The following is a 26,006-nucleotide window of genomic DNA, read 5'->3' as shown; positions in this document are numbered from 1 at the left end:
AGTTTCTCCCTATTTATTTTCGTGCATTTTTCTTTTCATGATTTCTGCAGTCTGTTTTGCTAAAATTGGCAAATCACTGATGGAATCACAGATGGCCGGCAGCTTAAGCATAGTCTTCATTGATTTATTTCTTAAAAACCAAGTAAACAACATTTCTTTCAAAGTTTTTTCCATTAACTCTTTACTATAAATATTCTTTTTATCGTTGGCTTTGCAAAATACATGAATCAGTTCCTGGGCCCTGCGAAAGGTTTCTGCTTCGATATTCTTATCTTCTTTTACCCACAAAGTATATACTTTACGCATATTTTCATCCAGTACTACTCCTAACCGTTCCAACTGCCTTTCACGTATACGATCAGCATTTGCAAATTGTGTACTTCCCGATTTGCTGGATACCTGTTTTTTATGTGTGCGATAATTTAAAAGTACTTCCTGCACAATTCCTATAGGATAAAATTCACTTACCCGCTGTGCAAGGTCATAATCCTGTGCGGAACGAAAGCTTTCATCATAACAAAAATTCTTGTCAAATATAAGTTCTTTTCTCATCATAAATGTAGGATGTGCAAGTACCGGCCTGATTAACATCATTATCCTCAATTTTTCAGGATTATCTTTCAGACACCATGTCATATTTTGCTCACCAAACGTCCTTGTCTGACACCCTGTCAGCATATATTCAGGATGCAGCCTCATATATTCCACCTGCTTACGCAGCCGATCAGGCATGCAAATATCATCTCCATCCATCCTGGCTATAAATTCGCCTCGACACAGTTTCAAAGCTTTATTCAAATTCTTAGTCAATCCCATATTTGTCTCATTAATAATTAATTTAATTCTGGGATCGTTAAAGCTTTTTATAATTTCTACCGTTCTATCTGTGGAACAATCATCAACAATAATTAGTTCATAATCCTCAATTGTCTGATTGAAAATGCTTTGCAGCGCTTCTTTCAAATATATCTCTTCGTTATATACTGACATAATTATACTTATCAAGGGCATGGCGGAAATCATCCTTTTCTATTTATTTTATTCAGCCTGTCCCTCCACTTTGAGGGATTATATTCCATATATTCCACATCAATCACCTCATATCCAAGTGTTCTGGTGTATGTATGGATTCCAATAATCTTTCCTGGCTTTTTACCTGAAAGCTGTATATCCTCAGGAGTTATTTCAGCTTTCATAATTACATTTCCGCTTTCCATTACTTCATTGCGATCAGACATAATGATGGAATAACCATAAATACCCTCACGGCTTCTTTGCAACGGAAGCAAATCCGAATAAGGATACCCTGCGCACCGTGAAAACCAAGTATATTGTTGCACACGGTTAAATTCCGTCTCTTCACTGGCCACAAACATCCCCTCTTTATGCTTCAGGGAAAAGCGGCAGAACTTTGTCATAAGATCGTTATCCTTGCTGCATTCCGAGCCTAAAAATTGAATCTCATTTTCTTTTATTTCTTTTACAACTATATCAACTATTTTTCTGCCATCTAAAAATGTCTGTTGTTTTTCCCATTCCCCCGGGAATTTAATACAATGGTATAATACTACTTTCTCCGCTGTGGAAGTTTCGGGCATCATGTAAAGTTCCTGCTTATATTGAAATATCATAGGGTATGATAAATGAAAACTTTCTTCAATAATAATTTTAGGAGCTGTCCATTCATTTTCCTTTCTTTCAGAAAATGCAATTCTCCCAAGCCCAGCCTTTCTGTCAAAAGCCTCCATAAATATGCATTCCTTTTCTCTGAAAGAGTAAAGAAGAGGATCCGCATACCAGAATTCTTTTGATTGTCCGAAAACATGGAACGGACTTTTCGTTTCAGGAATATCCTCCTTACTTGCTCTCTGTCGAACAGCACAAGTAAATACTGCATCATAACCAATTAACTTCAGGAAAGCAGTCGTCAATCCCATCCCCTTAATTTTTCTCAGAATAGTTTTTATACCCATATACTATTACCTTCATATTCCCTGTTTTACCCGAAGAATTCCCAATATCATAACCATAGGAATCAATCGGCGCCTGATCGCAAACCAAAAAAGCTTCTGTTTCATATGGAAGCCATCTGTATTCATATTGCGAATTACTTCCTTCACATATGAATGGTTACATATTTCCCTTATCATCTGATATGTTTTCCGCACTCCAGTTTCCCTGCTCCGCAGAATTTCCTGCTTAACACAATCCATTAGGGTAATCCACAAAACCATATTTATTCTTTCACTAACAAGTTCTTCAACCTTATAGTCACAGGCATACCGGCTAAGTGTATTGCAGAAATCAATTGTCAATTCAAGACGCTTTTCCTGATAGCCTTTTGTAAATGAATCAGCCTTCAGACAATAATGGTAAAAAGGATGCGAAAGTGTAACCACTTTTTTAATATATTTACAATAATCCAAGCAAAAAAGCGTATCCTCACTAAATACCTTGCGTTCTGACAGAAATCGAATCTTATTGTTATTAATAATTTCAGTCCTGAACATTGACATACAGGCAGAAACACCTCTTAAATCATCTAACAGGGGATCATCTCCGAAATAATGAAGCAAAAAGGATGTATATACCGCATTATTTTCATATAACCTTTCATCTACTTTAGCCTTGTAAACAATCTTTCCTTCTGTATCATGCTTCACATAGCTGTAACAGCACAAATCAGCTCTACTGCTTTCCATGGTATTCCATAAAACTTCAAACGTATCCGTATCAATATAGTCATCTGAATCCACAAAAGTAACATATTTGCCCGAAACACATGAAAGGCCGGAATTTCTTGCCAATCCCTGCCCCTCATTTTTTTTGCTTATGACCTTTATTCTGCTGTCCTTTTCCGCAAATTGCCGACAAAGCTCCCCGCTTCCATCTGAGGAGCCATCATCAACTAAAATAATCTGAATTTCCCTTAATGTTTGATCTGTCAGCGATTTAACGCACCTTTCCAGGTATTTTTCCACATTATATACCGGTACAATAACACTTACCCTTGTCTCCATTACAGCTCCCATTATCATGCCATATAGTAGTATAATTCAAAATATAATAAATTCCTACAATTTCTTATTTTCACAAATATCCATGATAAAATCATAAATCCCCACAGCCATATTTTTCTCATTAAATACTTCATAAATCGTACAGGCTGCCGTCTTTCCTATCTGTTCTGCTCTCTCCGGATGTTCCAGCAGGCTTTCAATGCTTTTCTTCAGCGCCATAACATTTTCCGGTTCATAGAGCAGCGCATCGCTTCCATCTCTTACGTATTCCCTGATACTGGGTACATCAGCAACAATAACCGCTTTCCCTAATGCCATCTGCTGCTGAAGCGTCATCTGTCCATAGGAATAATTAAAACTTTTCAGAGGAAGAATCCCAAATAAACTGCCTGAAATCAAACGGATAAGTTCGATTATATTTACTTTTGCAAACACTTTAATTCTGGGATCCGCACACTCTATATCTGCATTACCTATCATATAAAGCTTGACATCTGTCTGAATCAGCTTATAGGCCTCTATTAATGTATTCCAATCTCTTTTATTATAGCCAATGCAGATAATATATTTCTGCAGCCCGCCATTTTCCTGTTCCTGATATCTGAAAAAATCCGTATCGGTTCCAAATGGAATATATCTGCTTTTTTCTAACAGCCAGGGATGACACTTCCGGTAATATTCATTCTGACATTTTGTATGATAAATAACACCATCTAATGATTTACTTGCAAACTGCATGACCCGCAGCGCCTTGCCGCTTTCCTTCGCACTGTTAAAAGCCCCGATATCAAATACAATATGTTTATATTTTCCTTTGCCAAAGAGCTTCCGTAAAAGGCACAGAACAATTCCACTCTGCATTCCATGTGAAAGTACCACATCATATCGTCTTAATCTGGGCAATATCCTCAGTGTCTGCCAAATGTAAAACCTGAGTTTATTCTGTTCAATCCCTTCCCATGCCGGAAAGGAACGGATATCTACGACATCTACGGTAACATCTTCAGGAAAATACCTGAAAAACCAGTACCTCTCTCCGTTAACAACATAATCCGGAGGCTGCCTGTCTTCAGGGGCTTCAGAGGTATATTCCACCTTCCAGTTAACCAGCATCAGAATTTTCATTTACTTATCCTTTTTTGCCTCTTTAATAAATTTGTTCTCACTCAGGCTGTATTTTCCGCCTTTAAAAATCTTGTGCTTAACTACCCACCAGCCAGGCACCCAAATATATTTATGCATAGCCGGCGAGGCACTTCCAATCATCCAACAATTTCTTGTACAGTTTCTGGCGCAATCCCTCACTTTTTCTGCCTGCTGTGAGTTCCACAGCTCATCCCACGACTGTTCTTTTAAATTTCCCATAACAGCCTTTTTTTCCATACCGTTACAGGGAATAACATCGCAAAAAGGATCAATAAAAAATGCATTTTTAGACATATCACATGGAAGCAATCTCTTATTTCCATAAATATAATTAATGAGTCCGTGATTAAAATAAGCCCTGAACCATTTTTTAGGAGAATTGCTTTTCAGCAGTTCATTAATCAGTTTTTCAAAATTTTGTGATACTTTGTATTTATCATCTATTTTATTATCAGTTTTTCTAAAATAAAATGAATTATGAAGCGTAGCCGTAGCAAATTCCATTCCCAATTCGTTTGCCTTTTCATATAAAGGAACCAGATCTTCGCAGTTCATATCCTGAACTGTCATGCCAAACCCAACATCCGGATGTCCCATTTCTACGAGTTTCTTTAATGTACCATACCCTCTGTTGAATCCGTCCGGAATTCCTCTTATTTTATCATTGGTCTCCTGAAGTCCTTCTATGCTGATTCTAATTCCCACCTTGGGAAATTCTTTGCATAAGGCTATGATACGATCCGTAAAATACCCATTTGTTGAAATTACGATTCTGTCCGACTTTTTATAAAGTTCCCTTACTATTTCGGGAATATCCTTCCTGATAAATGGTTCACCGCCTGTAATATTTGTAAAAGCCATTTCCGGCAGTTTTTTTATTACATCAAGCGTTATTTCATCCTCTGGCCTTGTCGGATCCCTGAAACAATCACACATATTACAATGGGCATTACAGCGATAGGTCACGATTACCGTTCCATATAATGTTCTTCTTGCCATCTTATTTATCTCCATAAATTTTTAAAATTTTCTCGCAATACTTCTCTGCAGTATCAAATGTGACATTCCTGCAATTTTCTATATATCTGTCTGTTTTTTCTTTATTATGCCACAGTTCATATATTTTTGCATACAATTCCTGCTCATTTTTACTTGTAAATAGTTCTCCGGTTTCCCCATCTGATATGAGTTCTGGTATCCCGCCTAAATTCGCTCCCAATACAGGAGTTCCGTAAATCTGAGATTCCATTACTGAAAATGGACAGTTTTCATAACACTCCGAAGGTATCACTGAGAATCTTGCCTCCCCTATAATTTGCTGAAGCTTTTCCCCTGACAAAAATCCTTTATTTGTAATATTTTCTACCTTATTAATCTCTTCTACCATCGGACCACTGCCTACAAAAACAAAGGGAATTTCCGGCATTCTCCGGCATACCTTCAGCAAAGTCTGAATGCCTTTTTCTTCCGAGTATCGGCCGAAATATACAACATAATCTTTCTTTATGACAGCTTCTGTCTTTATAGACGGTCTGTCCACAAAATTATGCATAACTATCAATTTATTTCGAATAGCCTTATAGGTTTCCAGTTTCTTCTTCAGGAACTCGCTGGGGCAGATTACACAATCTATTTCTTCATAGGTATTAAGAATATGATATAACGCATGCTCAAATGCAGCTAACAGGCTTTTAGTCCCCGAACCATGAAGACATCGGTTTTTTATGCAATTACTAACTCCATTGTCAATACACTTCGTACATATATCCCCTGTCAGCGGATTTCTCATCAGATGATTTGGACACACAAACTGACTGTCATGTGCCGTATATATAATTTTAATCTTTCTGGCCGTCTTTTTTTCAAAAGCTCTTATTTCATAAATAATTGAGGGCGTAAGCTGAAAATTAAAATTGTTAAGATGTACCACATCAGGTGTAAAACGGTTAAGCACATTTCGTATCTTTTTTCTGGCCTCCACCGAATAAATAATTTGAAAAGGATACAATAGCTTCTTTATCCGGCCTGTGTGGAAATCCATATCTGATGTATAACTCTCCGCTTCATTTCCAACAATACGGCCCTCATGCTCCATCCCAAAATATTGTACTTCATGCCCTTTTTTTTCGAGAGTCTCACCCAGCTTAAAAATATAGGTTTCCGATCCCCCATTAGGATATAAAAATTTATTTACTATCAATACCTTCATTTTCTTACTCTCTTTTTATCCATCAAACCAAAATATATGCCACAAAGTATAATTGTCACACACCAGCCGGCTATAACGCCTGCAATACCCACCGTAACAGTTCCTCTTATAAGCTCCAGCCAAATAATATTTCCCTTTAAAACATACAAATCTGTATTACCATCTGCGGTCCCTATAATTTCTCCCTGAAAATCAGCAGGTAAATTGTTTCTGTCCAGTTTTACTTTTTCTCCGCCCCAATAATCACTGATTCCCGAATCTGCATATATCGCATCCGGTACATCTGCAGTTTTATAATAAAACACCCCTACACCAAGCCCAAAAATCAGGCCCGTAATCAGGCTCAATCTCCATCCTTTTTTTACAACTCCTGAAAATTTATCTTTTATCTTTCCTATCCCTTTTAAAGGCACTGTTACATAATTCTCGGCCCAGGGAAACAGACATAATTTTTTATTCCACCAGATATCCGGCTTTTTCTCCTGCAATTCCTTCAAAATAACATAATAACACTCTCCTATAAAAATCAGTGTCAAATTCTTAAATGACAAATTTGCCATAAAAGGCTCTGACATACCTGCCACCAGAAAACCCGTCATAATTGCCAGCTCTTTTCTACGCATGAGCTTTACTTCTCTTCTTATTGTCACAAAATATCCTATCGAAATAATTGCGAATAAAATAATGCCATAATACATTAAAATATAAACATAAGAACAATCTATATTATAATCCTTATCCGGCAAATCCGTAAACCTTGTCCCAAAAAGAGAAATCCGCTGTTCCGTCAAAAAATATCGGGAAAGATTCCACCTGGTATTCATCATCTTGTTAAATATATCAAACAGCTTTCCTTTAATGAGTACCGGTCCCAATACAGAAAGCAAAGCACATACCGGATAAATGCACTGAATTAATACTTTCTCTCCTCTGGTAAACTCCTTCCGCAAATTAAAATACAGGTTGGCAAGCAGATAAACCGTAGTAAGAATCAACCCGGTATAGCTTACAGAATACAGAAAAATATAGAAGTTGCCCCCATATAATAATGCTGTTGCAATTATCAACTGTTTCCTGTTCAGGTTGGCGAGATAGAAAAAGAAAGCCAGAAGAATAACATAAGAAATATGGAGCACATTGGGATGTGGATACCCAAGGCTCCATCTGATAATATGTCCTAAACCCAATTTGGAATGGACAAGCGCGAGATCCGGTATCTGCTTTAACAAAGCCAATACAATAGTTGATAAAAATGCCACTGTCCATACTGCAGCACCTACTTTAAAAACCCTTTTTACAGGAACATGTTTCATGCCTGCAACCACCAGCACATAGATAAAAGCAGCCATTTCTCCGGAATTACGGTAAGCCAGTACTCCAAAAGCCATCAGAACGAGCATCTGCACTAGTTCACCTACAGTATGCTCAGTCAGGCACACTTTTACCACAAAACAGAAAAAAGCGGCAATAATACACAGTCTAAAGGATTTCATCCCTTCATACAGGCCAATTCCTTTGGCAAACAACATTATAGCAAAGAATAAATAATAGAATATTTCTTCTGGCCTGAAACCTGTCCCGCGTTCGGACCCCATATTATATACGGCGTTCTTCTGTTCCATTTATCTATACCTGTCTTACTTTCCTTTTTCTTTCTGCATGTAAAGACAGATTGTTCTGTCCACCACATCATCCCAGTTAAAACGGCCGCAGATATAGTCTGCGCTCTCTTTTCTATACTTTTCCACAATATCCGGTCTTGTAAGAAGTTCTTCCAATTTTTGTTTAAGATCTTCTACATTTCCTTTTTGGAAGGAGCATGCTTTATCCTGGACAACTTCCATATTCTCATCAATATCACTAACCAGGCAGCAATTTCCATAGCTCATAGCTTCCAAAAGACTGACTGCCATTCCTTCTACATCGCTTGGCAATACGAAGATATATGAATTGGAATACAATTCTTCCAATATTTCTCCCTGTACGAATCCAGTCATTACAATGCGGGAGTCCTCCTGTGACATCGTTGTTATCTGATCCATATAATCATGAGAATGACTGCTTCCACCGGCAATTACCAGCTTTTTGTCGGTCGCAATATCTTTAAATGCATCTATCAGATAATGCAGCCCCTTTTCTGGAACAATTCTTGCAAGGAACAGAATATATTCATCTTTCTCCAGTCCGTATTTCTCTTTAATGCAGTTTATCTCTTTATGTTCCGGGCATATAATACCATTAGGAATATAGCTGGTTTCCCGTCCGTATTCTTTCTGGAAATAATCTTTCATGTTCTCAGACAAAACAATCAGTTCGTCCGCATGCTTTGCCGCCATTTTTTCTCCGAATCGCAATACCTTCGATGCAAAATTACCCCATTTAGATCTCTGCCAGTCCAGTCCGTGTATGGTTGCCACAACTCGTATACCAAATAATTTGGGAATCCAAATCATTGTGCAAGGCCCTTCTGCATGAAAATGGATGATATCATAGCGTCCGAACAACGAATGGATTGTTGCCAGAAAAGAATAGACTATTGCATTCAATGAACTGCTGCTTGGCGTGGGAATCGTAAAAATCCTCACACCATTATAATATCTTTCTCTCTTTTCGTCAAATTCCTTACCGGAAACATGATAACCAAACCGGTTGTAGGCATCCACCTCACACCCCAGTTTTACCATCCTGGTCGATAATTCGTCAACCACAATTTCCACGCCGCCTTCTCTGGAAGGTATTCTTTTATGGCCAATCATTGCAACCCGCAGAGGCCTGCCCTTTTTCCCACGCGGAATCTCTTTGTCGCATGCAGATATTGGCCCAGATACATAATGTTTCCTGTCGATCCCGTTTTTTCCTTTCAGCCATTCTCTGAACAGATAAAAAACGAAGGAAAAATTAGTATCCAGATATCTTGGAAAAAGCCTCTTAGGATCCTGCCCAATACGAAACAGCCACTCCATACAGAATTCCTGCATCCACAATGGTGCTCTTTTGATAGTACCGGCATGAAAATCAAAGCCGGCGCCAACACCAAGCATAACACCGCATACTCTGCCGTCATGCGCTGCCATCCACTTTTCCTGCTTGGGAGCCCCAAGACCTATCCAAATAAAATCAGGATTGCATTCATTGATATTACGGATTGCTTCCTCATCCTCTTCTTCCGTCATAGGACGGAACGGAGGTGAATACATGCCGACGACATTCATTTTGGGATATTCTTCTGCAAGCTTTACCTTTAAGGCATCCAGCGTTTCCTGCCGGCTTCCGTAAAAATAATGCCTGTACCCTTTTTTCTCGGACAATCTGAATATTTCAGGCATTAAATCCGGCCCGGGAACCCTGCCGGCTTCTTTAAATCCGGTATGGCGCTGTACAATGGATAACGGCTTGCCATCCGGAATATTCATTGCCGCGTTGTTTTGTACCTCTCTGTATTCACCATCCCGATAAGCCGTAACCGTAGTATGCACATTAGAGACACATATATAGTGTCCCTTAAGTTCATCCAAATGCTGTTCTATATAACTGACTGTCTTTTCCATATCAGTTATATTAATTTTTGTTCCCAATATACTGCTGTAGTTCAATTCTGTTGTCATTCATTTTACCCTTAACCTAAAGATGATATTATCAGCGATGAAGCCTGTTTACCACAGCATATGCCTTATCTCTGAAAATTGCAAATAAGTACCTGAACTCTGCGGTTCCTCCAAAAAAAATCAAGAAAATCCCATTGAAAACCAGAGTAATAATAACTATCATTACGGCAAAAGAGGCAATCGTTACCTCTTTCATAAATATATTGCTGCACAGCACGCAGCATGCGGCCGCCAGTATAATGACCGCTGCATATCTGACCGTATCATAAAAATAACTTGTCGCTTTTCTTTCAAAACAGACTCTGTATATAATAACAGGCCGGATTATATTGGCCAGCAGGCCGGATACAATTGTCCCGATATAAACCCCTATCAGTCCGATTTTAATTACCAGCACTACGGAAATAACAAGATTCACCGCTCCCTGTACTAATGGAAGGTATTTATCCTGCTCAAAGACACCTGCAGCAGTTTTATAATTAGATAATACTACCCGTTCGCCCTTAAAGTAGTAGTCAATCAAAATCGCTGCAATAACAGCCCCAGGTAAAATCCATTTATCTCCAAGCCACAGTTTTATTAAAGGAGTCAACAGTATATAAAAACCCACAGCAGAAAAACCGTATATCCAGGAAGCAAAAAAACGGTAAATACAAAACATGTTGTATTGTTTTTCCCTGGACTCCGTGGCAATCAGGTTGCCAAAGCTGGATATTACAGAATTAAAAATAATATTAACAAAGTTGGATACAGAGGATATCACCATATTATAGTTATCAACCATACCCGACATGGCAACGTTGATAAACCCTGATATTATAATGGAGTCTGTCTGAAGTCTGGCCACATCCCCGACCTTATGACAGACAAGCGCCCCTGTTTTTCTTTTAATATCAGAGGTTTCTTCTTTAGTAAGTTTTTCCACATTTTTCTCTTTTAAATATGGATACTTATAATTAAGGTAAATATTTGCAAATATTTTCTGTGCCAGCTCTATAACGGAAGCGGAGATTAAGTAGCCATAAAAACTTGAGGTAGCAAGAATCACTATTGTCTGAACCAAGGTAGTCACAATTTTAGTGATAGTTATAACATTCGACTGAATATAATTCTTCTGTTCAGCATTGGGCAGGCTGTATTTATACGCCACAAAATAAGAGCTTACCGTATTAAAAAGAAATATCAGGTAAAAATTTATCAAATCCTGGGTACTGTCTATTCCAATAGGATCTTTAATTATATATTTTAAAAACGGTACCAAAATCAGACCTACTGCTGCAACAATAAAAGCAATCATACGATATGCCTTTTTGTAAAACTGCATGTAAGCCTTAACCTTTTCCCTGTCACCTTTCGCAACCGGAGCATAGAGACTGAAATTTATTGCAGTGCCAACCCCTAATTCAGCCAACGAAAGCACGGACAAAATATTGGTATATGTGCTGTTAATTCCAAGAAGTGTTTCATCCAGGCGCATTATAAATACATAACGCAGGATTGCATTTAACAGCAGTGTAATTATATTACTGACGTAGCCAAACATAATATTTCTGGCTGCATATTTTACTCGTCCCATTCACTGCTTCTTTCTTTTTCAGTAGTTTTAGTATTTTATCATATTATGACAGATTATTCCACCCAAACGAGCTAATTTCCTCTCCCTCTTAATATGCACATTTTTCCTTTTTCTATAATATAACATATTACCCTAGTAATTCCAACCATAGGAAATATTCAGATTACGATTAATATACTTGCAGATATCATACGTCCCAATCATACGAGATAATAAAAAAGTATATTGTTATGACAGTTTACCATTTTTCAACTAAGTCTTCAGACAATTCTGCCTTTTTCATTAATTATAACCCAGTTTTCCCACAATTCATGCATTAGTTCCGGCTCAGCCTGCTGGCTGTTTTTATGCTTTGCCGGTCGTATTACAATTTTTTTCTCTGTCCTGTTAAGCCTTGCCCCCCAGAAGCTGAAAGTGCTGTTGGCACAGATATTATGCTTGCAGCAACTCATTAATTCCATGTCATAAAAGCTGTCAGCGCCGTGATTCCAATCAACAACGGTATATTCCTCACCCTTATAATGCTCGCGCAGATAGGCCGGATCATCGGAAAATAAATAAAAATGAGGATTTGTTACTCTGTCACGTATATATCCCTCCGCCGACTTGTAATAGCTGTCTGTACAGATTCCTCCAAACATGGCTGCATTTTTAGGGTCCAGGTAATCTCCGCGTCGGATGTGGATACTGACTGAATTTTCTGACTTCATTTTATTTTTCGACATATTATTCTGAACATTATCGGTTTTAGGAAATATTATTTTACTCTGCAGAAGCGGCATAATATCATGATAATATTTTTCGCAGGCCCAATGTCCCTCAAGATATACATTGTCTAACATAAAAATTTCCGGATGGAACATTTCACTTTCATAAAAATGATTGTTTTTGGAAGGAAACAGTTTTCGTTCCAATTTATTAAAAAACCCTTCTTTTCCCAAAAGAGCCTCTCTCTCCTGGGGAGTGCAGGCTTCATAAGTGAGATTATCAAAAAGCCTCAGCTCCAGGCTGCGTCTGGCTAATACATTTTCCTGCATAGAAGCATTGTCAAACCATGATGTATCAAGCCGTGTTTCCTTTCCTAAAGCCTTAAACTTTTCATATAAAGCATACTGCTGCATCTGGTTTCCCAAACCGCCCATAACTCGTATTACTATCATCGACTCCATTCAATCCTTCCTGCAATAGTATATAAAAGTATATAAGTTCAGAATATTCTGACTATTTGCAAATATACTAATAATTTTCGCATTTTAATATTTTCACTGTTATATTAGTTGTAAATTATATGTATTCTGTTATTAATCCACAATTTTCCAACAATATACATTTATTTCCGACTAATAAGACTACTTAAAAAATAATTATATTTTGTAGTACAATTTTTAAGATATCATAATATAGTTCTGAAAATATACATTTCCATACAAAGTTTCAAAAATATTCCCACTTTTCAGGCAATTATTATTAGCGTCAGTATATTCGCACATTTTCTGTTATCCATTAATCCTGTCATACAATTCAAAGACAATCTTTCCTGCTCCGCAACGGAAAACAGAGGGCCTTCTCATTACCCAGATAAGAAGTTTATTTACAGTATCCTCCGGACGAATTTTATATTTATCAGCTATTGTTTTCACATGTTCAGCTTTACAAATTTTTTTCGTTCTGTCTGTGAAGCCCTTTTTGCCGCCGCGCAGTTCATTTTTAACAGCCAGCATAAGCAGGAACAGGCTTTCCTTCTCCCATTGTTCCTGCCAGTCTGTAATACTCTTAGAGCTGAATATTTCTTTAATGGCGTCTATCAAAAGGCATATTCCATCGTACATTCCCGCATCATATTTGTGTACCATAGAAGCATCGTTATAAAAATAGTGGTAATGCAGCGCTTCCTTTAATATTACCACCCTCCTGCTGTCCAATAACGCCGGAAGAACAATGTTTACATCCTCTCCCATTTTAATGCCGGGATTGCAGTAAATCATATTATCCACAATCAATTCCCGGGTAAAAAGCTTCATGCACCGTGACATTGATATGGTACGCCGCTCATTTCCCAATAAATTTCTTTTTATTGAATTCTCCAGCAGAGCACCTTCATATATACCCGGCGATAGCTCATGAAAATGGCTGGTTGAATGTCCGTCTTTCTCGATCACGAAGTTTCCACAAATAACTTCTCCCGGAATTCCCGCCGCCTCCTTAAGCATCTCCTCCATCATATTGGTTTCTACCCAGTCATCACTGTCAATAAAGCTCAGATAATCCCCGGCAGACACATTAACCCCTGCCATCCAAGCCGACATCAGGCCGCCGTTTTGTTTGTGAATCACACGGATTCTTTTGTCTCCAGCCGCATAAGAATCACATATTTGAGGTCCTCTATCTCTGGAACCATCGTCCACAAGAATAATCTCAAGATTACTGTATGTTTGATTAACTATACTGTTAAGACAACGTTCAAGATAGTTCTCTGCATTATAAACCGGAACAATCACGCTTATTAGCTTTTGCTTCATTGTACTTTCCACTCCAACCTGGGATAACAGACAGAATAACAAATTTGTATATGTTAATTTAATTTTAAAATTAATTTGTCACAATTATATAAAAATATTGTTTTATTTTCTGATAATTACAATTTTCGCTTTAATATGACTGTATTCAAAGTTAAAACTTTTAATCTTATTGTCTTTAATATGTGTTTTATAATGAATTCAGCTTATTGTTGGTAAAGCCTTTTTTAAATCTTAATACACTTTTTATTTTTAATAATTTTCAGCAAAACATACATATCCTAATTATATTTACAAAGAATACAATATTTTCTTTTATTCGTAAGTAACTCGCCTTATTAAACAGCAAAATTATCTATTGCCTATATATTGTCAGATTCTTTTCAATATTTTATGTTTATTTCTGACAATTATTTTGTTAGCCCAATATATTTATGCCTCTTCCTGTATTATAGCATCTAACCCTATACTACTTCTTTAAATGCAGCACCCTCCCCGGTACCCCGGCTACAGTTGCTCCATTCTGGTTTATAGACCGTGTAACCACGCTCCCGGCGCCAATCGTAACTCCATCCGCAATCCTGATATCCCCAATAACCGAACATCCCCATCCCGCAGTCACGTTTTTGCCAAGCACAGGGCTTTTTGTTCCGGCGCCGGTATTTCCCACGCAGAAATTGCCTGTAACATGGCAGTTTTCCCCGATCCTGGAGTCCTCATTCACTACAATTGGGGCAATATGATAAATCAGCAGACCTTTTTCAAAACAATTTTCCGGGATTTCAAAGCCCAGCCGGTTCCCCAGCACGTATTTCCTGCGGTGGTACCAGACAAATGCAGCCTTATCCCAGAGCGTATTCCTGTTTTTATGATACTCCGCATGCCTTAATGTCCACAGATACTGCCATATCCTGTAGAATTTGGAACGCAGAAGCCATGCCGACAGCCAGGAACTGTTTTCTCCCCCGAAATACAACGCCCTCTCGTATGCAAGATATTCTTTTAAATCCTTTTTGTCCTGTATCATGATATTCCCTCATGGCATAATGGCCGCATCACCTGCATCCCAGGCTTCCCGAATTTGCAAACTTCCTGAATCACCACTGCAGACTTTCATTAATTACATCAAAAACCTTCCTGTTTACCTTCCGGTAATCAAACTGAAGGGATTTTTCATAAGCCGCCTTCGCATAACGTTCATAATCCGACACGATTTTGTCCATTGCGGAATGAATGCTCTCCACACTTCCATCCGTGACCTCTGAATCCTTTCCGTAAGTCAGCACTTCCTTAATCCCGCCGACATCCGTGGTAATCACCGGCAGTCCCCGGCTTATGGCTTCCAGGATAATCATGGGAATCCCTTCAAACGTTGAATTCATAACAAGTATATCGGCTGCCTTCATCGTTTCCTGTACTTCATCCGGTGATACCGCGCCGGCAAAATGAATCCTCTCGTTTCCGCCGGTCAGCGTTTCCAGCTGCTTACGCTCTTCACCGTCACCCAGTATCGTAAAATCGCAGCTTCTGCCATAACTTTTAACCGCTTCAATCATAGGCCCCACGTTTTTAACGGCCGAGAGCCTTCCCGCATATAAAAAGTGTATTTTATCCTCATGCAGTTTTCTTTCTTCATAAGGATGCACCACAATAGAATTTCCCACATGTACCGTATGTTTATTGTAAACGCTGTAATTTTCCAGTGTTTCCTGTTCCAAAACAAAGATAGCCGTGCTCTTCTTTATCACATGAACCAGAAAACCCTGAAAAGCTTTGCGTATGAAAGGCGCCTTCTTAAAAAAGCGTACCCGCTGCCACATATCCAAATAAGTTCCATGGGAAAATACATAACAAACAGCGCCGGGCCTGAGAAAGCGTACCGCACCGAAGGCCTCCGGTGTATGGATATAATTGCAGTCCTCCTTGGTTAACCCTATCAGCTTCCGATATTTCCACAGTCCCTTTACATAATCCAGTCGAAGGGATTTTTTCACCTTGCTTAAATCAGCTGATGCCTGAGTCACGGCCAGAAAAGAGTATTCGCCTCCACCGATGGATATTCTTTTGACCTTACCAACTTCGCTGGCATCACATGACACCCCTACAAGAAGAACCTCTCCTGTATGCTCCGGATATTCCTGTGAAAGGAATCTGAGAAAATTTTTTATGCTTGTCACCTGTCCGCCTACGGGATAATCCCTGTAGTTGCAGGTATCATACAATATAAGACGCTGCTTTCCCATCTACACTTCCTCCATCATCCCAAACAACCGCAGCGCAGGCCCGTCCGCCCAGGGATAGCTTCCGTATCTTTGAGGATACTGGCTGAAGCCGTCACACTCCGCCGAACACTGCTCCACCCTGCCGTTTTTCATATGGGCAAGTAAATATTCGGCCGCACGCAGCACGTTTTCTTCATAGTGACCGTCCAGGTTTTCAAACTGCATTCCCCGCAGCAGCGCACAGGCAATCATGGCCGTGGCGGAGGAATCACTGGGTCCGTCCTGTGCCTGCAGCTGCCAGGGGAAGCTTCCGTCTTCCTTCTGGAAACCAACAGCAATGGCGGACAGCTTTTGAAAATGGTCCCGCAGGAAACTAAACTGCGGTGTTTTTTCTGGAAGATAGGCCAGACTCTCAGAGATACCGGACATCAGCCAGCCTACGGCCCTGCCCCAGCCGATAATACCATATTTTACGCCGGTATCGCTGTCAAAGCCGTGGTATGGCAGTCCCGATGCCTCGTCCATCCCGCCCTCCAGGAAGTGCACCATTTGAACGACGCTCAGCTTAACCGCCGTCATATCCTCTGTCAGGATGCCGTAACGGCATAAAAAAGGACAGACCATGCCGATACCATCGGCATAAATATGGCTTCCATCCCTCAGCCTGTAAGGAAGATTCCCCCTGGAATCCGCCGGATACTTCAGCAGATAGGCCGCAAGGCGCTGGGCGCCTGTCATGTATTTTTCATTACCGGTTCTTTCATATAAATCAAGTAAGGGAATGCCGTTCGTTATGTTATCCACATAGTATATCGGCATTTCCTGCTTTATCCACCTGTTAAAATATCTCTCCAACGTATTAATACTCACATTGTCTGAGGTACCTCTGCAAACTTCCGACAGTCCTCTGGCAAGCAGCGCATTGGGCCAGTAAAACCGATCCACGGGCGGTATCTGCTGAAAAAGCAGATATTTTCTGATACGCCGCTTGGTCTTTTCTTTTTTCCCCAATATCGGATAGGTGAACAGCTGTTTCGCCACATTTTGCTGCAGCGCATTTACCTTCTGGATTGTTTCCGTTCTTTGTATCAGTTCCTGTAACCGCTCCATACAGTTAATCCCCTCATTCTGCCAGTCTTCCAAGTATTTTTCCCATTTGCCTGGCGCGTTCCAGATAAGCCGGCATAACCTTTTCCAACCGTGTTTTTACAAACTGTTCCTGGTTTTTAAGCCATTCGAAGCCCTCAATCAGTTCCCCCTCCTGACGCAGGCTCTGCACCGGAAGCACATAATCCTCCCAGGTGCCGAACAGATCCTTGGCAATTCCCCTGGCTTTTACCGAGTACCCTACCACCAGGGTGGGAACCAGCGATGAATAGGCCGCTATCGTGGCATGGGTTCTGGCTCCTATAAAAAAACGGCACCTGGCGATATAGCCCTTCAGTTCCTCGCAGCCGCAGTCCTCAATGAGAACTATTCGTCCGGTTTCCTTAAAGTCTTCATACAGTCGTTTTAAAACCGTTCTGTCATCATTGTTTTTCCAGACCACATGGGGAATCAGCGCCACATTCATCTGCGTGGTATCAAGAATATGCCGGATTAGCGCCCTGTAATTTTCCATGGTAATCCCCGGCACCGCTTCATTTTCAACTACCAGCGGACTCACATTCAGCCCTACCATGCCGCCCTCCGTAAAATTCTCCGGCAAAGGCTTTTTTACTGTTTCAAGAAGAAATGCAGGATCCGGTACAAGGTAGGTATTGTCCTTCAGCCCTGCATCCTGCAATGCCTGCCAGGTAATGGACTCCCGTGCTATGATGCTGCTGTAGCGCCGCATATCATCGATAATATCAGGTTCAGCCAGCAGCTCCGGTTCTATGGAACAGCCAAGCAGGACCGTTTTCGCCCCCTGACTGTTGAACATCTGGTTGGCCAGCTTTAAATCCTTTAAAAGAAGATCATAGCAATAATTATCGCCGCCGATGGAGATGTTCAGCGCCCGCAGGTTCCTGCCGCACACCTCTTTGAACCGATAGCGCAGCGCAGCCTCCGGATCATGAAAATAACGTTCCTTCAGATAATAATATACATGAATGAAAAAATTTTCCCTGATTTTCTTTTCCTCAATCAGCGTACATAAACCTTTCAGAGAATACCTTTCATCCTCCGCAGCGCTGTTGGTTACGATGATTGCAGGCTTGGACAGCATTTTGCATACGGTATTGGCAATTGCTTCGCATCCATGATTTCCGCTTCCTGCGTGCATATACAGAACAATTTTATCTTTTTTCAACGGAGTCTCACCTTCCTGTTTTGATAAAAATCCGGCTTACCGGCGCCCTTTCCAATGGTGGTACAGCCCCAGATACAAAGGCGGCGCTAAAAGAAACAAAAGTCCCTTCAGCTGATACCCCGCCGGAAGTCCTCTTCTTACCATCCGGTCCCGGACTGCCTCTCTGGCGGCTTTACGGCATACTTCTGTATAATTAGCCATCGCCCTTCTTTCCTCTGCCGGGAGCAGTGCCAGCTTTCCGGCCGTAAGAAGCGCCGCCTGAAAAAGGCTGATATCCGCTTTTGCCGTATAATCCGGATACAAAAGCTTTATTTTTTCCCGGGCCTGCTGCCAGCAGGTTATCTGATCCATGTATGCAGGCTTAAATCCTGAAAACATGGCGCCATCATCATTGATATAGTAACAGTATTCCCTTGTCTTTATCAGGGAAACCCTCTTCAATGCAGGGAGCAGGTCTATGAGGAACAGCAAATCCTCCCCGATTGTCAGCCCTTCCTGAAAACGCACCTCCTGAAGTATTTCTTTTCGAAAAAGAATACTCCAGCATCGGGTATTTCCGGCCAGAAGGTATTCCGCCACATAGGCTTCCACCGGCATGGAGATGTGCTCCGGATATGTTTCTTCCATACCCGCCGCTTCTCCGTCTGGTCTTTCCTTATCCGCTTTTTCTTTATCCGGAGGCTTTTTATCCTGTCTCTTCAGAAGCTGTGTGCTCTCTCCTGCCCCACAGTCCCTGCGAAACTGCTTCCGTTCCGCTTCCCCTGCCTCCTGAAAACCGCACATAGCCATATCGCTGCCGTCTTTTTCCAAGCAATCTGCCTGATGCTCCAGCATTCCCGGGCACAGCCAGTCATCCGCATCCACGAAGGCAATATAGTCACCGGAGGCCTCTTTCAGCCCCAGGTTTCTTGCAGAGGATACGCCGCCGTTTTCTTTCTGGAGCAGCCGGAAGCGGCTGTCCTTTTCACAAAAGCTTCGGCAGATGCCGGCGCTGTCATCCGTGGATCCGTCGTCTACCAGCAGCACCTCCAGATCAGTCCAGGTCTGCAAAGCAATGCTCTGCAGGCAGTCGGGCAGAAGCCCGGAGGCATTATAAACAGGTATGATCACCGAAATTTTAGCCCTCACCTGGTCAGTTCCTCCCAGTATGCCGTAATGCGGCTGTCCCAGCCGAACCGCTTCACATTCTCATAACCTTTTTTTATCAGCTGCTGTCTGAGTTCTTCCTCCGTCAGAACCCGGTTCAGGCATTTTACGCTCTGAGCATAGTTATCCGGATCTGTGAGAAGGCCGGCATCTCCCACCACCTCAGCCAATGCCGTCCTGTCGGAGCAGACTACCGGCACCCCCAGCTGCATGGCCTCCAGCGAAGGGAATCCAAATCCCTCTATCAGGGAAAGGAACAGGAAAACCCTTGCACCGGCCAAAAGGCTGTGCATATCCTCTGAACGTTCAATATATTTATAGCAGGTCACATGGGACGCCGCCTCACTGCTGATCTCATAGCCATCTGTATTGGGGATTCCCACCACTATCAGCCTGGCAGGATGCTGTGTCTGATGATAATAGGCATCATAGGTTTTCAGCACCCCCGCCGCATTTTTGTGAGGAAGCCCTGAGGCGGCTGCATAAATATAAGGTTCCTCCGGAATCAGGGCACATTTATCTCGGGAACATTTTACTTCATTCAATCCATTGTAAATAACCCTGACCCTTTTCCCGCTGCCCGGACACATGGCATCAATCTCTCTGCGTGAAAATTCAGAAATCGTTATAATCCGATCCGCATGCTTCATGGAAGCTTTCAGCCGGCTCATGATGTAGGCATTTTCCACCCGGTTTAATACGCCGGGAAAATATTTATCATAAAAGAAGGGGATCAGATCGTGGATAATAACCGTATCCTTTCCTCTGTAAAACAGCGGACGGTATCCCCTGGGAAAAAGGATTCTGTCTGCCTTATATTTACGCGCCTGAAACGGAACAATAAAAAGCTCCCATACGATGCAGGTCAGCTTGTTCAGCGGGTTTCCTTTCATCTGAACGAAACGAATGCCGGGTATATCAAAATCCTTCCGGTTATATTCGTTCCCCAGCACAATGATTTCCTCGCAGCGTTCTCCGTTCTGGTTCGTCTCAGTCAGATGCTGGGCCAGATTCTGTGCCAGGTTGTAAATACCAATACTTTTTCCTTTTCCCTTTACCAGCTTGAAGCAGTCAATTACCAACCTCATTCCCTATACCTCTCACGCTTCTTTTTAACAGCCCGGTTCCCCGGACGTTTCTTTCCGTCCCAGAAAACGCCAGCCCTGCCACCAGTATTCCTCCTGTATATCCTGCATCCCCTCTGCAGGCGGCTTCCGGAAGCAGAGCATATCACTCCAGTAAGCCCCCAACAGAAACAGGGCATAGTTTCTGCCCAGATATACGGAAATAAAATGCGCTTCCAGCATGGTGTACAACGCAAAGCTGAGCACCATCATGAAGCCCATATAATTCTTCTTTTTATAGCACTGCCACATCAGCATTGCGTACAGAAGCACATAAAGCGCGCCGGGGATGATTCCATACCAATAGAACAGGCGCACATAGCCCATATCGAAATACTTGATGTTTTCCGGCCGGGAGAAAAGGCGCCAGTTGCGCAGTATTCCTCCTCCGCCCTCCAGGGTATTCATGCTTGTAATACGTCCGGTAAAAAAACGGTCATATGGATAAAAAGGCCCCTCATACGGCTCATAACAGGCAATCCATATGGACAGTCCCACACAGCCAAAGAAAAGCAGAATGCCGGCAATATAAAGCCATTTACTGTCCCGAGCCTTCCTGCCATAAGTAAGAAACAGGGAAAAGGCAAGTGTAAAAACAAGAATTAATACCCCTGTCCTGGAATCCGTCGGCAGAAATAAAATGAGGCCAGCAGCAAGAAGCAGGCCATACATCCATAGCTTCATCTTCCTCCAGTACAGATATATCCCCAGCGTAACCAGTACCCAGAACATGCAGAAGAAGGCGTTAGGATGCCCCAGCCCGAAGGTATACCTTATTCCCCTGTCCCCTGCATCCACAATATACATCTGGCCGAAAATACCTGTTAAAGCCAGCAATACAAGAAGCAGGCAGCCCGACAGTGTGACGAAAAAAGCCAACTGTAAAGACTTGCGTAAATCCACATTTTTGAAGGAAGCGCAGAAAACCACCAGCCTGACTGCTTCATCCCGTCCCGAAAACAAATAACAGGTTCCGGCAATTATAAGAAAAAACAGCATCCACAGCCATTCCCTGAATGAATAACGGGTAAGGCAGATTTTGCCCAGAAAAAGCAGGAAGGTTATACGAAACAGCTGCCCCTCCCATGGATTGATGTATGCACTTTTGTCCGCAATAACAATCAGAAACTCCAGTACCAGTCCGATATAAAATAATATCTGTCCCAACTGGTACGGCCAATCCTCCGTACATTTTTCCTTGTCCATTCATTTCTCCCTGGGAACTGGTTCCCTATATGCTAAAATGGTATCTGTCACCCTTCTATTTTCCGGATCCCCAGCTTATGCATCGCCCCATTCCAATATCCCAGCACCGTATTTTCCCAGAACCAGGATATCCCCTGTTTCAAATATTCACCGCGGGAAATCCCACACCGTCCGGCAGTTTCCCAGCCCTGCCTGAATTTCAGTATCTGCCTTAACATATATTCCCTGCAGGCCTGGCTTTCCCTGAGCTGATATTTTTCATACATGTAAAGCGTATCATTAAATTTACGCAAATCCTTCTCTTCAAACATCCCGGTATACTGCGCCTCATGGATCCCGATGGAAATCAGAGGCTCCTGCGTACAGACGAAACGGGGATTCCTGCTGAGTATTTCAAAGTACAGAAACATATCGGAGGCCCAGTTGCTCTTCTCATCAAACATTGCCCCGCAGGCCCGGTAAAGGGTCGCGCTGGGAGCGCCGATTTCATTTCCCAGAAACAGGTTCCGGTAATCCGCCGCCAGCCTGTCCGTGTACCAATCCGCCGCCGCCCTGGCGTAAGCTTTTTTCACTGGCCGCCCGCTGCCACCCTCCGGTTCGCCTTTCGCAGCCTGTCCGCCCTCCGGCAGCATCACCTGCATCGTTCCGCAGAATGCCAAAGAAGCCTCCGGCGCCCGATCCAGCAGGGAAACCATCTTTTCCAGGCTGTCAGGAGCAGTAAACCAGTCATCGCTGAACATGATTTTTATATATTCTCCCTGCGCTTCTGACAGACTTTTATTCCAGTTGAAAATGTGTCCCAAAGGTTTTTCATTATGGATATAGCGGATATCTTCCCACCCGGAACTTTTAACCAGCTCCGCAATCTCCTCATTGGTGGAATCATCCGTCAATATGATTTCCAGGTCCCGGAAGGTCTGCATACGGATGGATTCCAGAAGCCTCTTTACCTCTGCCGCATTATTATAAGCAGGGATGCATATGGAAACTTTAGGTATGTCCATCGTCCTTCCTCCCGTTCCGTATTTTTTCAACCCTTGATTTTCCGCAAAACACGTTTCGCCAAATGGCCTGTCCTGAAAATAAACCTGCGTATTCCGCCAAGCATGTGGCGCAGCCCCTTTTTAACCGGTGGTTCTTCCTTCAGAATCAGAAAGGAATACTCCTCCTGATTCTCCCGCAGATATTCCGGAAAGGTTTTGTCTATCTCAACCTGGACAAAGGACGCATTTCTGCCGAAAATGTCCTTTCCATCCTTAATTCTGTCCGCCACATCGGAAAGGACCTCCGCTTTGTTATATTCCTGATGCGCCGCGCTGCGGACCTTTTCCGCCACACGTTTTTTTACGTCCTTTTCCCCGTGGCCGCCCATATAGCCAAAATGCCAGCCGCCGTCCTCCACGCGGATGCCGCAGGCCTTTCTTTCCGGAAAACGCAGCTCGCCCAACTGGAGCTTCTGCTCCTTTAAAAGCGAATAGCTACACATCTTGGAGCCAATCCATTTTTTTCTGCCGGGAATCCCGTCTTTGGATCGTTCCGCTTCCGGGAATTCTCCTGCATAGGAGAGCAGATTGCCGGACACCTCTTCCATGTTCAGATAACAATAGAACAGCCTCTGGGCAAAATGATAGATTTTCGTCCTGTCAAAATTCTGCAGGATTTCCTTAATTTTCTCCGGATTGGGGATTTCGTCCAGATCACTGAAAATGATAATATCCTCATCCGTACAGTCCTTCAGTCCCCTGCCCACCGCATTTTTCTGGAAGGTATCCCTGTCATGGGTATAGCCCGGCGGCGTATCATCCACCACCACATGAATGATTTTGTCCGCAAACTCCGCGAACATTTCCTTGTTTTCCTCATAATACAGCGGCTTTGGGTTCCCGGAAAAGGTTTCCGTGGCCTCGCTGATGACAAACCTGTCCACCACCGGGTTCATAATATGAAGCCGCAGCTTCAGAATATCCAGTTCATTAAAAAACTGGAAACAATCATATACCATTTTAATTTCCTCCCTTCAGCCTGCCATGCAGCCTTCTTAAGGAGTTCAGAACCGTATGCTTTTTCCTGAAATCAGGATAACCCGCATTGGTCCCATACCATTTATGAAAAACAAAGGGAGTGATCCCTTCAATTTCCGGAATCATATTTTCGTGCCCGAAGTATTTCGCCACCTCCATCGGCGCGATCCGCATTCCCTCCGCCTCAAGAAGATGGCGGATTTTACAGCAGATAAAGCCGTCCTCATTAAAATATCCCTTTTCCCCTACCCAGGGAATACCGGCCTTTTTCGGATAATCCATCAGCCTCTTGCTGCGTATTCCCACGCTGTTGCCCACACGGCAAATATTGCCATAAATATCCCGGTAGGTAGTGTCATCGCCCGGCTTTGGCAGCGGCCAGGGCGAACCGATGTAGTCATAGTCCAGGAATTCATCCCGCCACATTTCCGGATGCACCACAAAGCCATCGTAGTGCACCAGCAGGGCAAAATCCGTATGAATATAGTCTCCCATATCATAGACGGTTTTGTAATTGAATGCATCGATATTTCCCAGCCGGTCAATATGGCTGTACCGGATTCCTTTGGGCAGGAAACACGGCTTTTTATCCGTAATAATCACCGCATCGGCAAACTCAATGCCACGGCAGCTGTATTCCATTGCTTTCAGGGTTTCCCTGACATTAACGCTGGTCATGGCGCAGAGGGTAACCTGCGGGAGGACCAGCTTGCCCTGGGCATTGCGGTAGCTCCTGGGTTCTTTATTTTCTGTACTCATCGCCGATTCTACCTGCCTTTCAATGCCTTCAGCCTGCGCATAACTCCCCTGGAAATCTTCCGGACTCTTGCGTTGGTATAAATGCATTTACTTTGTATTGTATAAAAAAAGGTTCTCACCTTTCCCGGACGCATATTCAGCTTTTTGTATCTGGGCGATTTATCTTTATAGGCTTCCAGTTCTACCCTGCACTCTTCATCAGAAAAGACTCTTCCCCTGCGATCCATATAATGCCAGCCGGAATAAATATTCTGCTCACTTGCCCAATAGCCATCCGATACATTATGTCTCGCCCAATATTTGGGCGCAATAATATATTGCACCGTATCACTGGTAAATGCAGGAAAATATGCAAAAGAAGAGTTTGCCAGCAGAAGATACTTCGCATTTTTTAGAATGGAATAATCCTTTGCAAGATCAAAATTATATGCAGGTACTCCGGGGAGGAATTTATTAGCCTCCTTCACATCATTCGTTATGATCATAAACTCCATATCCGGATTTATCCTGCGCATATTCTTCATACCGTCAAGCCAGTATCTTTTACGCAAATACAGTTCCGGCGAATCCATATAGTCAGAACAACGCAGATGAAGAATACACAGGTTATCCCTGCTGAATTCATAGCAGTCATATTCCGGCTTTACTTTAAGCCACTGCTTAATTTGGTCACGATAGGCAATATAATATTCCTCTGCCTGCATATTTCCAAACAAGAGCATATTATCCTTTACATGGAACATCTCTTCATCCGCAGCCGTGACATAGCAGCCATGCGTCATATCATGGCGGGAGCTGCCGGTAAAGATCCGATCATCCCTCTCTGCATAAACTCCTGTAAAATCTTCTTTTCCGGCCTTAACACCGAAATCCAAATCCATAAAATAAAGCCCGCAGGAACTGTGGATATTATTGGCCAGTGTGTCACTTCCCAAAATCGAAAAATCCCTTCCCTGCTTCATTGCGATACATCTGGTCGTTACATAGCAGAACAACTGATTACCCAGTCCCTGCCCTTTAAGCAATTCCGTACCAATCATGTAAATGCTTCCTTTATCTTCGCAGCCATTCATTCCGCTGAACAGTTACTCATTTTCTTTTGTAACTGTTCAGCACCTTCACAGTTACTTTCCTTCATTCCTTATACGTTAACCAGACGGTCA

22 protein-coding genes are annotated in these 26,006 nt (G+C 42.2%); all 22 read right to left on the bottom strand.

Annotated elements, in window-relative coordinates:
- Positions 1 to 9: 9 nt before the first annotated feature.
- The 22 genes from FYJ45_RS05695 to FYJ45_RS05585 all read right to left on the bottom strand — a co-directional run bounded on the left by FYJ45_RS05695 (position 10) and on the right by FYJ45_RS05585 (position 25,883).
- Entirely contained in the window at positions 10 to 990 is a 981-nt protein-coding gene (locus FYJ45_RS05695) for a glycosyltransferase family 2 protein (RefSeq protein ID WP_268890912.1), read from the bottom strand.
- A 29-nt stretch (positions 991 to 1,019) separates the two neighbouring features.
- Complete coding sequence (locus FYJ45_RS05690) at positions 1,020 to 1,973, bottom strand: glucosamine inositolphosphorylceramide transferase family protein (protein ID WP_154463821.1); 954 nt, start codon at positions 1,971 to 1,973, stop codon at positions 1,020 to 1,022.
- 12 nt (positions 1,974 to 1,985) lie between these two features.
- Entirely contained in the window at positions 1,986 to 3,020 is a 1,035-nt protein-coding gene (locus FYJ45_RS05685) for a glycosyltransferase family 2 protein (RefSeq protein ID WP_235930607.1), read from the bottom strand.
- Positions 3,021 to 3,074: 54 nt separating this feature from the next.
- The gene (locus FYJ45_RS05680) at positions 3,075 to 4,145 is read right to left on the bottom strand and encodes a glycosyltransferase family 4 protein (RefSeq protein ID WP_117545236.1); all 1,071 of its coding nucleotides are present in this window, start codon (positions 4,143 to 4,145) and stop codon (positions 3,075 to 3,077) included.
- Positions 4,146 to 5,165, bottom strand: a complete 1,020-nt coding sequence (locus FYJ45_RS05675) for a radical SAM protein (RefSeq protein ID WP_025488516.1) — start codon at positions 5,163 to 5,165, stop codon at positions 4,146 to 4,148.
- 1 nt (position 5,166) lies between these two features.
- On the bottom strand, positions 5,167 to 6,375 hold the full coding sequence (locus FYJ45_RS05670; RefSeq protein ID WP_117545235.1) for a glycosyltransferase family 4 protein: 1,209 nt from the start codon (positions 6,373 to 6,375) through the stop codon (positions 5,167 to 5,169).
- The gene (locus tag FYJ45_RS05665) at positions 6,372 to 7,262 is read right to left on the bottom strand and encodes a hypothetical protein (RefSeq protein ID WP_154463820.1); all 891 of its coding nucleotides are present in this window, start codon (positions 7,260 to 7,262) and stop codon (positions 6,372 to 6,374) included. Before FYJ45_RS05665 ends, FYJ45_RS05670 begins: the two co-directional genes overlap by 4 nt.
- Positions 7,263 to 8,012: 750 nt before the next feature.
- Complete coding sequence (locus FYJ45_RS31685) at positions 8,013 to 9,980, bottom strand: WecB/TagA/CpsF family glycosyltransferase (RefSeq protein ID WP_321085761.1); 1,968 nt, start codon at positions 9,978 to 9,980, stop codon at positions 8,013 to 8,015.
- Positions 9,981 to 10,011: 31 nt separating this feature from the next.
- Entirely contained in the window at positions 10,012 to 11,556 is a 1,545-nt protein-coding gene (locus FYJ45_RS05650; protein WP_154463819.1) for a lipopolysaccharide biosynthesis protein, read from the bottom strand.
- 260 nt (positions 11,557 to 11,816) lie between these two features.
- The gene (locus FYJ45_RS05645) at positions 11,817 to 12,725 is read right to left on the bottom strand and encodes an alpha-1,2-fucosyltransferase (protein WP_235930598.1); all 909 of its coding nucleotides are present in this window, start codon (positions 12,723 to 12,725) and stop codon (positions 11,817 to 11,819) included.
- 327 nt (positions 12,726 to 13,052) lie between these two features.
- Positions 13,053 to 14,075 (bottom strand): glycosyltransferase family 2 protein, encoded by a 1,023-nt coding sequence (locus FYJ45_RS05640; RefSeq protein WP_154463818.1) that lies wholly within the window; start codon positions 14,073 to 14,075, stop codon positions 13,053 to 13,055.
- 466 nt (positions 14,076 to 14,541) lie between these two features.
- Positions 14,542 to 15,099: an LbetaH domain-containing protein gene (locus tag FYJ45_RS05635; RefSeq protein WP_154463817.1), complete on the bottom strand. Its 558-nt coding sequence runs from the start codon at positions 15,097 to 15,099 to the stop codon at positions 14,542 to 14,544.
- A 70-nt stretch (positions 15,100 to 15,169) separates the two neighbouring features.
- The gene (locus tag FYJ45_RS05630) at positions 15,170 to 16,315 is read right to left on the bottom strand and encodes a glycosyltransferase family 4 protein (protein ID WP_154463816.1); all 1,146 of its coding nucleotides are present in this window, start codon (positions 16,313 to 16,315) and stop codon (positions 15,170 to 15,172) included.
- Positions 16,316 to 17,404 (bottom strand): glycoside hydrolase family 88 protein, encoded by a 1,089-nt coding sequence (locus FYJ45_RS05625; RefSeq protein WP_154463815.1) that lies wholly within the window; start codon positions 17,402 to 17,404, stop codon positions 16,316 to 16,318.
- A gap of 13 nt (positions 17,405 to 17,417) precedes the next feature.
- A complete protein-coding gene (locus tag FYJ45_RS05620; RefSeq protein ID WP_235930597.1) occupies positions 17,418 to 18,587 on the bottom strand; it encodes a polysaccharide pyruvyl transferase family protein in 1,170 nt (389 codons plus the stop codon).
- A gap of 36 nt (positions 18,588 to 18,623) precedes the next feature.
- Positions 18,624 to 19,715, bottom strand: a complete 1,092-nt coding sequence (locus tag FYJ45_RS05615; protein ID WP_195841676.1) for a glycosyltransferase family 2 protein — start codon at positions 19,713 to 19,715, stop codon at positions 18,624 to 18,626.
- The gene (locus tag FYJ45_RS05610; protein ID WP_154463813.1) at positions 19,712 to 20,821 is read right to left on the bottom strand and encodes a glycosyltransferase family 4 protein; all 1,110 of its coding nucleotides are present in this window, start codon (positions 20,819 to 20,821) and stop codon (positions 19,712 to 19,714) included. The genes FYJ45_RS05615 and FYJ45_RS05610 overlap by 4 nt, the downstream gene beginning before the upstream one ends.
- Positions 20,822 to 20,845: 24 nt before the next feature.
- Entirely contained in the window at positions 20,846 to 22,063 is a 1,218-nt protein-coding gene (locus tag FYJ45_RS05605) for a hypothetical protein (RefSeq protein WP_154463812.1), read from the bottom strand.
- A 47-nt stretch (positions 22,064 to 22,110) separates the two neighbouring features.
- A complete protein-coding gene (locus FYJ45_RS05600) occupies positions 22,111 to 23,067 on the bottom strand; it encodes a glycosyltransferase family 2 protein (protein WP_154463811.1) in 957 nt (318 codons plus the stop codon).
- Positions 23,068 to 23,093: 26 nt separating this feature from the next.
- Complete coding sequence (locus FYJ45_RS05595; RefSeq protein WP_154463810.1) at positions 23,094 to 24,065, bottom strand: glycosyltransferase family 17 protein; 972 nt, start codon at positions 24,063 to 24,065, stop codon at positions 23,094 to 23,096.
- Between the two features lies 1 nt (position 24,066).
- A complete protein-coding gene (locus FYJ45_RS05590; protein WP_154463809.1) occupies positions 24,067 to 24,843 on the bottom strand; it encodes a DUF5672 family protein in 777 nt (258 codons plus the stop codon).
- 8 nt (positions 24,844 to 24,851) lie between these two features.
- Positions 24,852 to 25,883 carry an O-fucosyltransferase family protein gene (locus tag FYJ45_RS05585; protein WP_154463808.1) on the bottom strand — a complete coding sequence of 344 codons (1,032 nt, stop codon included), beginning with the start codon at positions 25,881 to 25,883 and terminating at the stop codon, positions 24,852 to 24,854.
- Between the last annotated feature and the right edge of the window lie 123 nt (positions 25,884 to 26,006).

It is taken from the genome of Eisenbergiella porci (assembly GCF_009696275.1).
GTDB classification, from domain to species: Bacteria; Bacillota; Clostridia; order Lachnospirales; family Lachnospiraceae; genus Eisenbergiella; species Eisenbergiella porci.
The sequence above is the reverse complement of the archived record's forward strand: the minus strand, read 5'-3'. Positions and strand labels throughout refer to the sequence as shown.

What these genes read in the sequence shown, in the direction of transcription:
- FYJ45_RS05605 (WP_154463812.1), bottom strand. Translation starts at nt 22,063, where the DNA reads ATGGACAAGGAAAAATGTACGGAGGATTGGCCGTACCAGTTGGGACAG.
- FYJ45_RS05595 (WP_154463810.1), bottom strand. Translation starts at nt 24,065, where the DNA reads ATGGTATATGATTGTTTCCAGTTTTTTAATGAACTGGATATTCTGAAG.
- FYJ45_RS05585 (WP_154463808.1), bottom strand. Translation starts at nt 25,883, where the DNA reads ATGATTGGTACGGAATTGCTTAAAGGGCAGGGACTGGGTAATCAGTTG.
- FYJ45_RS05610 (WP_154463813.1), bottom strand. Translation starts at nt 20,821, where the DNA reads ATGAGGTTGGTAATTGACTGCTTCAAGCTGGTAAAGGGAAAAGGAAAA.
- FYJ45_RS05690 (WP_154463821.1), bottom strand. Translation starts at nt 1,973, where the DNA reads ATGGGTATAAAAACTATTCTGAGAAAAATTAAGGGGATGGGATTGACG.
- FYJ45_RS05635 (WP_154463817.1), bottom strand. Translation starts at nt 15,099, where the DNA reads ATGATACAGGACAAAAAGGATTTAAAAGAATATCTTGCATACGAGAGG.
- FYJ45_RS05600 (WP_154463811.1), bottom strand. Translation starts at nt 23,067, where the DNA reads ATGGACATACCTAAAGTTTCCATATGCATCCCTGCTTATAATAATGCG.
- FYJ45_RS05680 (WP_117545236.1), bottom strand. Translation starts at nt 4,145, where the DNA reads ATGAAAATTCTGATGCTGGTTAACTGGAAGGTGGAATATACCTCTGAA.
- FYJ45_RS05590 (WP_154463809.1), bottom strand. Translation starts at nt 24,843, where the DNA reads ATGAGTACAGAAAATAAAGAACCCAGGAGCTACCGCAATGCCCAGGGC.
- FYJ45_RS05670 (WP_117545235.1), bottom strand. Translation starts at nt 6,375, where the DNA reads ATGAAGGTATTGATAGTAAATAAATTTTTATATCCTAATGGGGGATCG.
- FYJ45_RS05630 (WP_154463816.1), bottom strand. Translation starts at nt 16,315, where the DNA reads ATGGGAAAGCAGCGTCTTATATTGTATGATACCTGCAACTACAGGGAT.
- FYJ45_RS05650 (WP_154463819.1), bottom strand. Translation starts at nt 11,556, where the DNA reads ATGGGACGAGTAAAATATGCAGCCAGAAATATTATGTTTGGCTACGTC.
- FYJ45_RS05675 (WP_025488516.1), bottom strand. Translation starts at nt 5,165, where the DNA reads ATGGCAAGAAGAACATTATATGGAACGGTAATCGTGACCTATCGCTGT.
- FYJ45_RS05685 (WP_235930607.1), bottom strand. Translation starts at nt 3,020, where the DNA reads ATGGAGACAAGGGTAAGTGTTATTGTACCGGTATATAATGTGGAAAAA.
- FYJ45_RS31685 (WP_321085761.1), bottom strand. Translation starts at nt 9,980, where the DNA reads ATGACAACAGAATTGAACTACAGCAGTATATTGGGAACAAAAATTAAT.
- FYJ45_RS05645 (WP_235930598.1), bottom strand. Translation starts at nt 12,725, where the DNA reads ATGGAGTCGATGATAGTAATACGAGTTATGGGCGGTTTGGGAAACCAG.
- FYJ45_RS05695 (WP_268890912.1), bottom strand. Translation starts at nt 990, where the DNA reads ATGTCAGTATATAACGAAGAGATATATTTGAAAGAAGCGCTGCAAAGC.
- FYJ45_RS05640 (WP_154463818.1), bottom strand. Translation starts at nt 14,075, where the DNA reads ATGAAGCAAAAGCTAATAAGCGTGATTGTTCCGGTTTATAATGCAGAG.
- FYJ45_RS05625 (WP_154463815.1), bottom strand. Translation starts at nt 17,404, where the DNA reads ATGGAGCGGTTACAGGAACTGATACAAAGAACGGAAACAATCCAGAAG.